Annotated in this window: 17 protein-coding genes; 13 read left to right on the plus strand and 4 right to left on the minus strand. The window is 65.9% G+C overall.

Translation table 11 applies throughout. The annotated features are described in order from the left end of the window. Positions 1-220: 220 nt before the first annotated feature. The 11 genes from QB898_RS02740 (at position 221) to QB898_RS02790 (ending at position 7,590) form a co-directional block, all read left to right on the plus strand. Positions 221-460, plus strand: a complete 240-nt coding sequence (locus QB898_RS02740) for a hypothetical protein (protein ID WP_050715781.1) — start codon at positions 221-223, stop codon at positions 458-460. 197 nt (positions 461-657) lie between these two features. Next, the gene (locus tag QB898_RS02745) at positions 658-1,359 is read left to right on the plus strand and encodes a GNAT family N-acetyltransferase (RefSeq protein WP_279523687.1); all 702 of its coding nucleotides are present in this window, start codon (positions 658-660) and stop codon (positions 1,357-1,359) included. A 140-nt stretch (positions 1,360-1,499) separates the two neighbouring features. Next, positions 1,500-1,700, plus strand: a complete 201-nt coding sequence (locus QB898_RS02750) for a hypothetical protein (protein ID WP_279523688.1) — start codon at positions 1,500-1,502, stop codon at positions 1,698-1,700. Next, positions 1,697-2,176 carry a 23S rRNA (pseudouridine(1915)-N(3))-methyltransferase RlmH gene (gene rlmH, locus QB898_RS02755; protein WP_279523689.1) on the plus strand — a complete coding sequence of 160 codons (480 nt, stop codon included), beginning with the start codon at positions 1,697-1,699 and terminating at the stop codon, positions 2,174-2,176. Before QB898_RS02750 ends, rlmH begins: the two co-directional genes overlap by 4 nt. A 32-nt stretch (positions 2,177-2,208) precedes the next feature. Beyond that, positions 2,209-2,820: a Maf family protein gene (locus QB898_RS02760; RefSeq protein ID WP_279523738.1), complete on the plus strand. Its 612-nt coding sequence runs from the start codon at positions 2,209-2,211 to the stop codon at positions 2,818-2,820. Positions 2,821-3,238: 418 nt separating this feature from the next. Further along, positions 3,239-4,024 carry an alpha/beta fold hydrolase gene (locus tag QB898_RS02765; protein ID WP_279523690.1) on the plus strand — a complete coding sequence of 262 codons (786 nt, stop codon included), beginning with the start codon at positions 3,239-3,241 and terminating at the stop codon, positions 4,022-4,024. 121 nt (positions 4,025-4,145) lie between these two features. Then, on the plus strand, positions 4,146-5,003 hold the full coding sequence (kdsA, locus tag QB898_RS02770) for a 3-deoxy-8-phosphooctulonate synthase (protein ID WP_279523691.1): 858 nt from the start codon (positions 4,146-4,148) through the stop codon (positions 5,001-5,003). A 24-nt stretch (positions 5,004-5,027) separates the two neighbouring features. Continuing rightward, a complete protein-coding gene (locus QB898_RS02775; RefSeq protein ID WP_279523692.1) occupies positions 5,028-5,381 on the plus strand; it encodes a hypothetical protein in 354 nt (117 codons plus the stop codon). 78 nt (positions 5,382-5,459) lie between these two features. Then, positions 5,460-5,747: a DUF1330 domain-containing protein gene (locus QB898_RS02780; protein WP_279523693.1), complete on the plus strand. Its 288-nt coding sequence runs from the start codon at positions 5,460-5,462 to the stop codon at positions 5,745-5,747. A 174-nt stretch (positions 5,748-5,921) separates the two neighbouring features. Then, on the plus strand, positions 5,922-7,208 hold the full coding sequence (gene eno, locus QB898_RS02785; protein ID WP_279523694.1) for a phosphopyruvate hydratase: 1,287 nt from the start codon (positions 5,922-5,924) through the stop codon (positions 7,206-7,208). A gap of 103 nt (positions 7,209-7,311) precedes the next feature. Continuing rightward, on the plus strand, positions 7,312-7,590 hold the full coding sequence (locus QB898_RS02790) for an FtsB family cell division protein (RefSeq protein WP_102283053.1): 279 nt from the start codon (positions 7,312-7,314) through the stop codon (positions 7,588-7,590). A gap of 388 nt (positions 7,591-7,978) precedes the next feature. Here QB898_RS02790 and lolD read toward each other — a convergent pair whose 3' ends face one another. Both lolD and QB898_RS02800 read right to left on the minus strand, forming a co-directional pair. After that, positions 7,979-8,665, minus strand: a complete 687-nt coding sequence (lolD, locus tag QB898_RS02795) for a lipoprotein-releasing ABC transporter ATP-binding protein LolD (protein ID WP_279523695.1) — start codon at positions 8,663-8,665, stop codon at positions 7,979-7,981. Continuing rightward, positions 8,658-9,929, minus strand: a complete 1,272-nt coding sequence (locus tag QB898_RS02800; RefSeq protein WP_279523696.1) for a lipoprotein-releasing ABC transporter permease subunit — start codon at positions 9,927-9,929, stop codon at positions 8,658-8,660. Before QB898_RS02800 ends, lolD begins: the two co-directional genes overlap by 8 nt. A 125-nt stretch (positions 9,930-10,054) precedes the next feature. On the opposite strand from QB898_RS02800, the gene hpnE reads away from it, so the two are divergent. Both hpnE and QB898_RS02810 read left to right on the plus strand, forming a co-directional pair. Further along, complete coding sequence (hpnE, locus tag QB898_RS02805) at positions 10,055-11,488, plus strand: hydroxysqualene dehydroxylase HpnE (RefSeq protein ID WP_279523697.1); 1,434 nt, start codon at positions 10,055-10,057, stop codon at positions 11,486-11,488. A 248-nt stretch (positions 11,489-11,736) separates the two neighbouring features. Continuing rightward, positions 11,737-12,231 (plus strand): DUF456 domain-containing protein, encoded by a 495-nt coding sequence (locus QB898_RS02810; protein ID WP_279523698.1) that lies wholly within the window; start codon positions 11,737-11,739, stop codon positions 12,229-12,231. Positions 12,232-12,257: 26 nt separating this feature from the next. On the opposite strand, the gene QB898_RS02815 is transcribed toward QB898_RS02810, so the two are convergent. Further along, positions 12,258-12,779 (minus strand): hypothetical protein, encoded by a 522-nt coding sequence (locus QB898_RS02815; RefSeq protein ID WP_279523699.1) that lies wholly within the window; start codon positions 12,777-12,779, stop codon positions 12,258-12,260. A gap of 46 nt (positions 12,780-12,825) precedes the next feature. Then, on the minus strand, positions 12,826-13,659 hold the full coding sequence (gene cobI / locus QB898_RS02820) for a precorrin-2 C(20)-methyltransferase (protein WP_102283048.1): 834 nt from the start codon (positions 13,657-13,659) through the stop codon (positions 12,826-12,828). Positions 13,660-13,693 lie beyond the last annotated feature (34 nt).

The raw sequence follows: 13,693 nt of genomic DNA on the forward strand, positions 1-13,693 counted from the left end.
GCAGCCTATGCCGAAACTTGCGGACGATGGGCGTCCAGAGCATCCGAAGAATGCTGGGGCGCGGCCGCCGGACCTCAAGGGGCTGAAAAAGCGCATCCATCCAACCCTGTTCAGACCTGAATAGGTAATCCCCCCCCTGGGAACGATCCTAGTGGCGCAAAAGTTCGCAACCGAATAGCATTGGCGTCACGATTTTTTGCAAACTGCTTTTGGCCGCGTCATGAACCCTCTCGCTTCCTCCTTTTTGCCAGCTGCCGGTTTTTCGCCGGTGGCTGGCGGCTGGCCCGCGCCAGCGTCGCAAACCAGCGGCGGCGCCAGCCAAGCCGCTGAGGTGTACGGTTTTCATGGCGAAAGCCCTCAGCTGGCCCGCACGCTGACCGTGCCGCCCGCCAGCGGCGAAACCACCAGCCAGATGCAAGCCCGGTTTCTGGATTGCCTCTTCGTCAAAAACCATCCCTAAGCCACCCGCAGGCAGGCCGAAGCAGAGGCGCAGAGGCGCATCACGCGGTTGCCCAGCCAGGCGCTTGTGCCTTGCGCACCTGCGCACCGGCATTCAGATTATTTTGAACGCGCTTCTGAAATAAACCCGAGGCCCGGGGGACGGCAAACAAAACACGCGTCGGCCTTCACGCTTCCGTCATTTGCCGCTGCTTCATGATGAATTTGCCGTCCTGCCCCATTCAGAACCTTCAAGTCAGCGCGCGCCTGAGAATCAGCGAATTCACCTGGCAAGATGCCGCTGACCTTGCGCACATGCACCAGAACCCTCGCGTGCGTGAGTTGCTGATGGATGATTTACCGCTGGACACCACAAATGCCGCACAGCGCTTCATCGACGGCATGCAGCGCTTTTACCGGCAGTATGAAGGCACTGGCATCTGGCGTGCAGAGCGCGCCATCGCGCCCGATGCCGAAAGCGTCGCGCAGGCCCGCCAAGCCTATGCCGAGGGCGAAATTCATGAAACCTTGCTGGCCCTGGTTGAAGCGCCCACCTGGCAGTTTTGCGGCTGGTTCAGTCTGGTGCACCTCATGGATGCGCCAGATGCCCTGGAAATAGGCGCGCGCCTCAGCCCTGACGCATGGGGCGCGGCGCTGGCGCTCGACGGCGGCGAATGGCTGCTGAACCAGGCCTTTCAAACCTTGAAGCGGGAGCAGGTCTTTGGCCACTGCTCGCCACGCAACCGGTCGGCCGCGCACTGCCTGCGCGTATTGGGCTTTGAGCGCGTGGGCCTGGCGCCGTACAACGGCCAACAAGCAGAACGCTTCAGCCTCAGCCGCGTGCGCTGGCAGCAATGGGGCATGCTGCCCCGGCGCGAACGCCAGCGCCAAGCCCTTGCCGCCGCCAAGGCAGGCCGCTGAAAACCACATGCCCAAAACCGCAAGAGGCGGGGGTGGCAGGCGGATAGCAAAAAACGCAAAGCAAGATGCAAGACGCGGCCAGTGAGCAACGGGGTTGAATACGCAAAGATTTTTCGCTCTTTAAACCATAGCATGAGGTCTTGGTGAAATCTGCGAGAAACGGTATTTCAGACCTCTTGAATTTGCTCCTGTTTTCGATGAATGCAGACAGGCGTGCAGTTCGCCCGCAGTGTGGAAAAGCCCATTGGGCGGACTGCGTGGCGGCTGAATACGGCCTCTCGCGTCTGGCCGCCTGCAAAATCATTTTTCTTGCCGCTTTTGCCGCCTCTTTTGCCACATGAAACTCACCATCATCGCCGTCGGCCAGCGCATGCCGGCCTGGGCGCAGGCGGCGTGGGACGACTACGCCAAGCGCTTTCCGCCAGAGCTGAAAGTGCAGCTCAAAGCCATCAAGGCCGAGCCGCGCGCGGGCGGCAAAACGGCGGCGCAACTCATGGCCGCCGAGCGCGTGCGCATTGAGGCGGCGCTGCCCAAGGGCGCGCACCTTGTGGCGCTGGACGAGCGCGGCCAGGCGCTGCGCACACAGGCGCTGGCCGCGCGCCTGAAGCACTGGCAGCAGGTGCAGGGCATGAATGCCAGCGTGGCCTTGCTCATTGGCGGGCCGGACGGGCTGGATGCCGCGCTGCGCGAGGCCGCCCACGAGCGCCTGCGCCTGTCGGACTTGACGCTGCCGCACGCTCTGGCGCGCGTGCTGCTGATCGAGCAGCTTTACCGCGCCTGGTCGGTGAATGCGGGGCATCCCTATCACCGCGAGTGAGCGCGTGGAGGCTGCCAACGAAATGCAGTAGCCTGCCCGCCATGATTTACCTGGCCTCACAAAGTCCGCGCCGCCGCCAGTTGCTGGAGCAAATCGGCGTGCATCACGAATTGCTGCTGCCCGAAGCGGGCGAAGACGCCGAAGCGCTGGAAGCCGTGCTGCCCGGCGAGCCGCCCGATCGCTACGTGCAGCGCGTGACGGGGCTGAAGCTGCAAGCGGCCGTGCAGCGCCTGCAAGCGCGCGGCCTGCCGCCCGCGCCCGTGCTTTGCGCCGACACCACGGTGGCGCTGGACGGTGAAATCTTTGGCAAGCCCGCAGACGATGACGAAGCCGCCCGCATGCTGGCGCGTCTGTCGGGCCGCACGCATGACGTGCTCACGGCCATCCGCCTGTGGCCGCTGGCGGGGCAGCCGATGGCGGCCTTGAGCCGCTCGCAAGTGCGCCTGGCCTGTTTGAGCGCCAGCCGCATTGCCGCTTATGTGGCCAGCGGCGAGCCGCGCGGCAAGGCCGGCGCTTACGGCGTGCAGGGGCGGGCGGCGGCGTTCATCGAGCACATCAGCGGCAGCTACAGCGGCATCATGGGCCTGCCGCTGTTCGAGACGGCGCAGCTGCTGGAAGCGGCGGGCGTGATGTGCAGGGCTTGATGGCAGCCAGCGCGTAGTTTCAAGGGCTTTCCAACAGGCCCTAACGCCACGGGGCGCAGGGACGCCGCAGCGTAGCCCAGTAGGTTTGATGGTCTTTATTAGCTCTTGATTCGATAGCACGATGTCTTGGTCGAAACTGCGCTGAAAGTCATTTAGACCCTTTTATATTTGCTCTTGTTTTTGATGTGTCTGGCCCGTGTGGAACCAGCTCATCGGCGGCCCGCCTGGACAAGCCGCCGCAAGCGCCGCTTCAGCGATGCGTCGGCGCCAGCGAAGGCGCTGGCAGTGGCCAGAAGCCCCCGAATGCGCCCGTTGTTCAAGAGCACAAGCGCACAATGCCCGCCGCACGCCGCCGGCTTCCCGCGTGCCTGCCTCCGTTTTTTCCGTCTTCTTCCTTCACCGCTTGAAAGGCACGGCCATGCCCTCCATCCGCACCGCTTTCAATCACGCCTGTGGGTGCGTTCTGCCTGTGGGCGACGCGCAGATCTACGTGGAAGAGGCAGGCCAGCCAGATGGCCCGCCTTTACTCTGCCTGCATGGCGGCCTGGGTGACATGCGCGATCTCAACCCCGTGCTGCCCGCGCTGGCGCAGCGCCTGCGCCTCATTGGCATGGACTTTCGCGGGCATGGCCGCTCCACGCTGGGCAGCCAGGCGCTCACGTATGCCCTGTATCAGTCGGATGTGATCGCCGTCATGCGGCAATTGGGCATTGCAGCGGCGCGCGTGCTGGGCTTTAGCGACGGCGGCATTGCGGGTTACCGGCTGGCGGCTGCAAACGGCCCGTTCCAAGTGCTGCAACTGGCCGCCATCGGCGCGCAATGGCGGCTGGCGGCGGATGACCCCGCGCTGCCCATGCTGCAAGGGCTGACGCAAGACGACTGGGCGGGCCTGTTCCCCAACGCCTTGCCTGACTACCAGGCTTGCAATCCGCAGCCTGATTTCGCCCGCCTGCTGCAAGCCGTCAAAACCTTGTGGACCAACGCGCAGCCCGGCAACTACCCCGGCGAAACCGTGCGCGCCATCACTGCGCCCACCTTGCTGATACGGGGCGACGCAGACGAGCTGTGCAGCCTGCAAGAGCTGGCCGCCTTGCAGCAGCGCATCGCTGGCAGCGCCTTGCTCAATGCGCCTTTTGCCGGGCACGATGCCCAGCGCGACGCGCCCGCTCTCCTTGCGCCCGCGCTGGCCGCTTTTTTCGGCTGACGCTGCATCGCTGGCCTGGCCCGGCCGGGAGATTGCCGAAAATCGCCCGTTCGCCCCAGTCGCGCCCCAAGCGCGCCCCAGTTGCGCATTTCGCACTTCTTTGATTCCAGACACTTTCGCCATGAACCTCTGCGGCTTTCCCATCGGCCTTGACCGGCCCCTGTTTCTCATCGCCGGCCCCTGCGTGGTCGAATCCGAACAATTGCAAATCGACGTGGCCGGGCAGCTCAAGGAAATCACTTCGGCGCTGGGCATCCCCTTCATCTTCAAAAGCAGCTACGACAAGGCCAACCGCTCCAGCGGCAGCAGTTTTCGCGGCCCCGGCATGGAAAAGGGGCTGCACATCCTGGCCAAAGTCAAAAAAGAGGTGGGCGTGCCCGTGCTGACCGACGTGCACACCGAAGCCGAAATCCCCGCCGCCGCCGCCGTGGTCGATGTGCTGCAAACCCCGGCCTTTTTGTGCCGCCAGACCGATTTCATCCGCGCCGTGGCGCAAAGCGGCAAGCCGGTGAACATCAAAAAGGGCCAGTTTCTGGCCCCGCACGACATGAAAAACGTCATCGGCAAAGCCCGCGCCGCCGCGCGCGAGGCGGGCCTGCCCGAAGACCGCTTCATGGCCTGCGAACGCGGCGCCTGCTTTGGCTACAACAACCTCGTTTCCGACATGCGCAGCCTGGCCATCATGCGCGAGACGGGCGCGCCCGTGGTGTTTGACGCCACGCACAGCGTGCAGCTGCCCGGCGGCCTGGGCGCCAGCAGCGGCGGCCAGCGCGAGATGGCGCCCGTGCTGGCGCGCGCGGCCGTGGCCGTGGGCGTGGCCGGCCTGTTCATGGAAACCCACCCCGACCCGAACAACGCCCTGTCCGACGGGCCCAATGCCGTGCCCCTCAAGCACATGAAAGCCCTGCTGGAAACCCTGCTGGCGCTGGATGTGGTCACCAAGAAAAACGGTTTTCTGGAAAACGATTTTTCTGCCTAATCAAACCTGTTTCAAGGATATGCCATGCACACGATATTGATTGCAGCCAATACCTTCTTTGCTATTACGAGTGTAGCTGCCGCTTTGCTGGCGCTGTTTCGTCCACATCTCATGATTCGTACGGCTCAAGCAGGCAGCGGCGAAAGGTTTTATGCGCAGATGTACGCCAGCCGGGCCGTGCCCGCTGGCATCGCAACCGCTGTGGCTCCGTTTTGTTTTAACGGAAGCGCTGTGCCGTTGATTCTGTGTGCAGCCGCAGCCATGCAAATAGGCGATGCCATCATCGGCTGGAGCAGAAAAGAATGGGTAATGGTAATTGCCCCGATGATCGCTGCCGCTGTACACCTCACCGCCGCGTGGCAACACTCTTTCTTTTGATGCGCAAAGCCCTCTGCATCCTGCTGCAACGCAACCGCCCTTTGCGTCAAACCTCAAACCCAGACAAGGAACTTCACCATGCCCTACGGTTATGTCATTGCCAATATCGACGTCACAAACCCTGAACAGATGGCCGAATACCGGCGCTGGAGCACCGAGGCGGCGGCAGCGCACGGCGGGGAGTTCATCGTGCGCGGCGGCCAGCAGCAGGTGCTGGAGGGCACGGCTTTTGGCCGCACGGTGGTGATGCGCTTTCCCAGCTATGCGGCGGCGCGCGCCTTTTACGACAGCGCCGAATACCGCAAGGCGCGCCAGGCGCGCGAAGGCGCGGGCGTGTTCAACATGATCTGCGTCGAGGGCCTGTAGAGATAAGGCGGGCAGCCCGCCCGTTTGTCGCCCCTGTTTTTTTGCTCCTGTTTCAATAGTTGCAGCGCCCGTCCAATGGGCGCTGAAGCCGTTTTCAGACCCTTTCATCCGCTCCCGTTTCAGGAGCAATCCTTCCACATTCATTCCCAACCATTTGCGAAAAGGAGAAACCTCATGAGCGCCATCGTCGATATCGTGGGCCGCGAAATTCTGGACAGCCGGGGCAACCCCACCGTTGAATGCGACGTGCTGCTGGAAAGCGGCGTGATGGGGCGCGCCGCCGTGCCCAGCGGCGCATCCACCGGCAGCCGCGAAGCCATCGAGCTGCGCGACGGCGACAAAAAACGCTACGGCGGCAAAGGCGTGCTGCGCGCCGTGGAGCACGTGAACACCGAAATCACCGAAGCCGTGATGGGGCTGGACGCCAGCGAGCAAGCCTTTCTGGACAAAACCCTGATCGAGCTGGACGGCACCGACAACAAAAACCGCCTGGGCGCCAATGCCACGCTGGCCGTGAGCATGGCCGTGGCGCGCGCCGCCGCCGAAGAAAGCGGCCTGCCGCTGTACCGCTACTTTGGCGGCATGAACGGCTGCCAGCTGCCCGTGCCCATGATGAACGTCATCAACGGCGGCGCGCACGCCAACAACAGCCTGGACTTGCAGGAATTCATGATCATCCCCGTGGGCGCGCCGTCTTTCCGCGAGGCGCTGCGCCAGGGCGCGGAAGTGTTTCACGCGCTCAAGAAAATCATCAACGACAAAGGCATGCCCACTGCCGTGGGCGACGAAGGCGGCTTTGCCCCCAACGTGCCCAGCCACGAAGCGGCCATTGAACTCATCCTGCAAGCCATCGACCAGGCGGGCTACACGGCCGGGCAAGACATCGTGCTGGGCCTGGACTGCGCCGCCAGCGAGTTCTACAAAGACGGCCAATACGTGCTGGCCGGCGAAGGCGGCCTTCAGCTCACCGCCAGCGCCTGGGCCGACATGCTGGCCGCCTGGGCCGACAAATACCCCATCATCAGCATCGAAGACGGCATGGCCGAAGGCGACTGGGACGGCTGGAAACTGCTCACCGAACGGCTGGGCAAAAAAGTGCAGCTGGTGGGCGACGACCTGTTCGTGACCAACACGAAGATTCTGAAAGAAGGCATCGAGCGCGGCATTGCCAACTCCATCCTCATCAAAATCAACCAGATCGGCACGCTGACCGAAACCTTCCAGGCCATTGAAATGGCCAAGCGCGCGGGCTACACCGCCGTCATCAGCCACCGCAGCGGCGAAACGGAAGACAGCACCATTGCCGACATTGCCGTGGGCGCCAACGCCGGGCAAATCAAAACCGGCTCGCTCTCGCGCTCTGACCGCATGGCCAAATACAACCAGCTGCTGCGCATCGAAGAAGACCTGGGCGACACGGCGGTGTACCCGGGCCGCGACGCCTTCTACAACCTGCGCTGACGCGCCGCCGCACGGGCCGGAAGAAGGCGCGGCGGCGTTCCAGAAACGATAGCATCCGCCCTTCTCCGCCCGCCCTTGCTGAACGCGCCCTGCCAGGCCTGCCATGACCCAACGCATCGTCGTCGCCATTCTTCTGCTGCTGCTCGCTGCGCTGCACGTGCAACTGCAAACCGGCCGTGGCAGCCTGCCTGAAGTAGCCGAACTGCGCCAACGCCTGCGCGAGCAAAAAGCCGCCAACGCGCAGGCCCAGCTGCAAATTGACCAGCTCGCTTCCGAAGTGGCCGACCTGCGCGACGGCCTGGATACCGTGGAAGAAAAGGCGCGCCACGATCTGAGCATGGTCAAGCCCAACGAAATCTTCGTGCAGTACGAAAAGCCCTGAAGAGGCTGCCCCAAAAGTTATTTCAGGAGCCTGACCGCGCGCCGAATGCAGGCGATCTTCGCGAAGGCTTCGGCTGAAGAGGGCAGTGATTTCGTCGTTTTTGGAGCGCCTGCGAGATTGACTCAACCAGGCAAAAGTCCTCTCCACAACCTAGCGCTTGGGCAGCGCCTCAAAACCGTGGCCCTCTCTTTTGCTCATTTCAGCAAAGTGCTTGGCCGGGTGGCGTCAATAGCCTCAAAAAGAGGAGCGAATCTGGAGGGGCAAAAATACCGTTTGCCGCAATTTGTTCTAGGACCTAATGCTATGAATAGAGGAGCGAAATAAAGGGCGGAATACCTGCGCGGAGCGCTGGCGTGAAATGTCCGGGCGGGATGCCGAGGCCGCGCCTTCAGCCTTCCGTCAGCCTTCCGTGCGTGAGCGTGAGGCGGCGTGAGCAGCGCGCGGCCAGTTGCTGGTCGTGCGTGACGAGCACGAAGGCCGTGCCTTGCTGGGCCGCCAGGTCGAACATGAGGGCGAAGACGGCATCGGCCGTGGCGCGGTCGAGGTTGCCTGTGGGTTCGTCGGCCAGCACGCAGGCAGGCTGGGTGACCAGGGCGCGGGCGATGGCCACGCGCTGACGCTCGCCGCCCGAGAGTTCGGCGGGGCGGTGGTGCAGGCGTTCGGCCAGGCCCACGCGCGCGAGCATTTGCGCGGCCTGCCCGTTGGCGGCGCTGGCGGGCAGGCGGCGCATGGTCAGGGGCATGGCCACGTTTTCCAGCGCGCTGAATTCGGGCAGCAAGTGGTGGAACTGGTAAACAAAGCCCAGGTGCCGGTTGCGCAGCAGGCCCTGCCGGGCGGGCGTGAGGGCGGCGAAGTCCTGCCCCATCAGGCGCACGCTGCCGCTGCTGGGCGCGTCCAGCCCGCCGAGCAGGTGCAACAGCGTGCTTTTGCCGGAGCCGGATTGGCCGACGATGGCCAGCGTTTGCCCCGCCCGCACGGCCAGATCGATGCCGTGCAGCACCGTTACGTCAATCGGCCCTTCGGCAAAGCGCTTGGTCAGGCCGACGGCTTGAAGGGCGATGGTGGCTTCACTCATAACGCAAAGCCTCCGCCGGATTGACGCGACTGGCGCGCCAGCTTGGGTAGAGCGTGACGACGAACGACATCAGCAGCGAAAACAGGCAGATGGGCACGATGTCGCCCGCCTGCGGGTCGCTGGGCAGCTCGGAAATCATGTAAACGTCTTTGGGAATGAAGTGAAAGCCCAGCAGCTGCTCCAGCGCGGGCACGATGACATCGATGTTGGCGGCAATGCCCAGCCCCAGCAGCAGCCCGGCCAGCGTGCCGATCACGCCCACTACCGCACCTTGCACGATGAAGATGGCCATGACGCTGCGCGGACTGGCCCCCAGCGTGCGCAAGATGGCGATGTCGGCGCGCTTGTCCTGCACCGTCATCACCAGCGTGCTGACCAGATTGAAGGCGGCCACGGCCACGATGAGCGCCAGGATGATGGCCATCATGCGTTTTTCGATTTGCACGGCGGCATACCACGTGCTGTTCTGGCGCGGCCAGTCCAGCAGCAGCAGACGGCCGGTGAGCGTGGCGGCGAGCTGCTGCGTCACCTGCGGGGCCTGGTGCATGTCATGCAGGCGCGCGCGCACGCCGGTGGGGCCTTCGAGCTGGAAGATGCGGCGCGCGTCATCCATGTGAATCAGCGCCAGCGTCGAGTCGTAGATGTGGTGGCCCGAATCGAACACGCCCGCCACGGTCATCTGCTTCATGCGCGGGGTCACGCCCACAGGGGTCATCTGCCCGCCGGGGGCCAGCAGCGTCAGCGCATCACCCTCGACCACGCCCAGCATGCGCGCCAGATCGCGCCCCAGAATGATGTGAAAGCGCCCCGGCTCCAGCCGTTGCAGCACGCCCTCGGCCTTCAGTTGCGCGGCCACGTCGGTCACTTGCGTTTCCTGTTCGGGGTCGATGCCGCGAATGGACGCGCCCTTCATCTCCTCGCCACGCACCAGCAGGCCCTGCTCGCCGATGAAGGGCGCGGCCCCGGCCACTTGCGGGTTTTGCCGCACCTCGGCCAGCGTCAGCGCCGGATCGGGCAGCGCCTGGCCGTCGGGCGTGAAGATTTCAATGTGCGGAATCACGCTCAGCATGCGCCCCAGCACGTCTTTCTGAAAGCCGTTCATCACCGACAGCACGATGATGAGCGCCGCCACGCCCAGCGCAATGCCCAGCATCGAAGCCGCCGAGATGAACGAGATGAAGCCGTTGCGCCGCGAAGCCCGCCCGGCCCGCGTGTAGCGCCAGCCCAGCCGCCATTCATACGGCAGGCGTTCGAGCAAGTTCATGGGCTTGATTCCTTGTGATGCAAAAGCGCCGGATTGTGGCGGAAGGCCGGGCATGGGCGGGCGGCCCCGTTCCCGTAGCATCCGCCGCTTGCCGCCTGCCGCCTGTGCCCGTGACCGTGACTGCCATGCCCTCCGCTTCTTCCTCCATGCGCCCGCTGCGGCGCGTTGCCATTGTTGGCGCGGGCTGGGCCGGGCTGGCGGCGGCGGTGCGGGCGGCGCAGGGCGGCCTGGCAGTGAGCGTGTTTGAGGCCAGCCGCAGCGGCGGCGGGCGCGCGCGCGCCGTGCCCCTGCCGCTGCCCGATGGCCGCGAGGTCATGGCAGACAACGGCCAGCACATCCTCATAGGCGCTTACAGCGAAACGCTGCGGCTGATGCGGCTGGTGGGCGCCGAGCCGCAGCGCCTGCTGCTGCGCCTGCCGCTGGCGCTGGCCTACCCCGATGGCACAGGGCTGGCGCTGCCTGCCGCCCGCTGGCTGCCCGCGCCGCTGGATGCCGCCTGGGGCATTGCCCGCGCGCGCGGCTGGCCCTGGCGCGCGCGGCTGGCGCTGCTGCGCCGGGCGCTGGCCTGGCAGCGCGGCGGCTTTGCCTGCGGCCCGCAGGCGAGCGTGGCCGATTTGTGCCGTGGCCTGCCTGGGCAGCTGCTGCGCGATTTCATCGAGCCGCTTTGCGTCTCGGCCCTGAACACGGCTATGCATGAGGCCAGCGGCGCGGTTTTTTTGCGCGTGCTGCGCGATGCGCTTTTTGGCGTGCGCGGCGGCTCCAACCTGCTGCTGCCGCGCGTGCCTTTGGGCGATTTGTGGCCCGAACCGGCGCTGCGCTGGCTGCAAGAGCGCGGCGCGCGCCTGCACATGGGCCAGCGCGTGCAGGGCCTGCAAGCCGAAAACGCCGGCTGGCGCGTGCATTGGCAGGCGGGCGATGAGGCGTGCAGCGCGCTGTTTGACGCCGTCATCCTCGCCACCGCCGCCCCGCACGCGGCGCAACTGGCGGGTGAAGCCATCACGCCGCCCGCCTGGCCCCACGCGCCCCGCCTGCAAGCCTGGCGCGCCTGCGCCGCCGCGCTGCGGCACACGGCCATCACCACCGTTTATGCGCAGGCGGCGCCTGAAGCCATTGCGGCCGCCTTTGCCCGCCCCATGCTGGCGCTGCGCAGCGGCCCGGCCGCGCCCGCCCAGTTCGCTTTTGCCCTGGACGCCATGCGCCTGCGCGGCGCGGAAGGCAATGCGCAACAAGCCGCAGAACCAAATGCAGAACCAAACATCACGGGGCTGCTGGCCTTCGTCATCAGCAACAGCGCGGGCCAGGAGCGGCAGGCCCTTTGCGCCGCCGTGGCCGCCCAGGCGCAAAGCCAGCTGGGCCTGGCCGTGAACGTGCTGCGCAGCGTGAGCGAAAAGCGCGCCACCTTCGCCTGCACGCCCGCCCTGCCGCGCCCAGCTGCTGCCATCGCCCCCGGCCTGGCCGCCTGCGGCGACTACGTGCAAGGCCCTTACCCCGCCACGCTGGAAGGGGCCATGCGCAGCGGCTGGCAGGCGCTGGATCAGGCGCAGGCGGCCTTTCCGTGAGCGCGCTGGCCGCGCAAGCGGGCGCAGGGCCTGCCGGGGCGCATCAAAATCAGGAGCAAATTCAATGGGGTCGAAATGCCGTATCGCGCAATCTGCACCAGGACCTCACGCTATGGTTAAAGGAGCGAAAAAGCCGCATGCCAGTGCCTGCGGCGTGCCCATCCGGCCTGCTCTTTGCGCCCTTTGCGGCCGGGCCTGAAGCTGCGAACCTGAAGACAATTCCGCCCGCTTGTTCCGCTTGCGCCCTCATGACTGCTTCGCTTCTTTTGCCCCTGGCCGCCGTACTCGTCATCCTGACCGGGCTGGCGGGCGCCTTGCTGCCCGCGCTGCCCGGCCTGCCGCTGATGTTCGCCGGGGCCTGGCTGCTGGCCTGGAGCGGCGGCTACCAGACGTTTGGCGCGGGCAGCCTCATCACGGTGGGCGCGCTGGCGGCTACAGGCTCGCTCATGGATTACGTGGCCAGCCTGCTGGGCGCGAAATGCACGGGCGCAAGCCGGCAGGCCCTCTGGGGCGCGGCGGCGGGCAGTTTCGCGGGCCTGTTTTTCGGCCTGCCCGGCCTGGTGCTGGGGCCGCTGGCAGGCGCGGCGGCGGGCGAATACCTGGCGCGCCGCGAGCTGCTGGCGGCGGGCCGGGTGGGGCTGGGCGCTTTTGCCGGTTTCATCATCGGCACGGCGGCCAAGCTCGGCTGCGCCCTGTCCATCGTTTTCGTGCTGCTGGGCGTGTATCTGTTCAGCCTGCTCTGAGTCCGCCGGATCCGCTCCGTGGGCGCTCACTTGCGGATGGCAATGCTGTAAAGCCCCTCGCTGCCCGGCGGCTCGTTCAGGCGGATGGTGTAAACGCGCCCGGCCACGGCTTCAAACGCCACTTCGTATTCGTTGCTCGCGGGCGAAATTTGCGTGCCCAGGCTATTGACGGTGATGGCGGGGACAAAGCCGCCGTCCGTGCCCACCCACACGCGCAAGCTGCGGCTGCTGCGGGCGGTGTAGATGAAGGCGGGCGTGCCTTCGGCATCGTCTTTTTTCGCCAGACGGAACAGGCGCACGCCATAGGGCAGGCTGACATCGGCGGGGCGGGCTTGCGGGCTGGCTCTTTGCTCCTGCCCGGCCAGCATGGCGCCAGCCAAATCGCCGCCTTCTTGCGTGTCTTCCGCCACAGCGTAATTGCCGCCCGAGGCCAGCACGGCGCGGATGACTTCCTGCATGGATGGATCGTCCACGTTCGCAGCCTGCGCGCTGGCAGCCAGCAGGGCTGCGATCAGCGCGCAGGGCACCAGGCGCATACGGAAAGACATGGCTTTTCTCCTTTTGAAGTGGAAAACGGAAAACGGCTGGCGGCCTTCAGGCGGATGGATGCGGGGCCGCCGCAGGCGGGCTTTTTTTCTTCAGGCAGCCCCTGATGCGCTCGCCGCGCACGCGGTGCGGGTTTTTCACGATCAGCAGCGACAGGTAATGCACGGTCTGCCCGCGCAAAGCCAGCAGGGCGCGGCCCGCCAGCGCCCGCTCGCCGGGCGCGCCCACGCGCTCGATGAAATGGGCCGCCTCCAGCAAGCCGCGCTGCTGGAGCCAGTCGAGCAGCTCGTCCATCAGCGGCTTGACTTTCATCAGCACCAGCGTGTCGAACTCCGGCAGCAGCCGGTCCACGGCGGCCACGCCGTAGGCGGCCGGGACGATGGCCACGGTGTCGTCTTGCTCGGCCAGCGGCACGCCCGCGTCCGCGCAGGCGGCCGTGAAGGCGTTCACGCCGGGCAGCGTTTGCACGGCAATGCGCGCATCCAGCCCGCGCACGGTGCGCGCCAGGTGGCCAAAAGTTGCGTAGGTGCTGGCGTCGCCTTCCACCAGAAAGAGCACGTCGCGCCCGGCTTGCAGCCAGGGCAGCACGGTTTGCGCGGCGCGCAGCCAGGCGCGGGCGAGCTTTTCGCCGTCGTGCGTCATGGGAAACAGCAGCGTGGCGGCATCCGGCGGCGGCGCCAGCTGCGCGCGCTCAAGAATGCCCAGCGCGTAGCTGGGCGTTTTGGCGCTGCGGGCCGGATACACCCAGGCCGCGTCCGTGCGTTGCAACTGCGCCCAGGCCGCGCGGGTGATCAGCCCCGGATCACCGGGGCCGAGTGACACGCCGATGAGGCGGCCCGGCGCCGGGTGCGCGGCGTCAGGGTTTGGAGCGTCTGCGGTCATGCTGGAAAGGCGGAGAAAGGGTTCAGAAAAAGGA

Source organism: Ottowia cancrivicina, assembly GCF_029813755.1.
GTDB lineage: Bacteria > Pseudomonadota > Gammaproteobacteria > Burkholderiales > Burkholderiaceae_C > Ottowia > Ottowia massiliensis.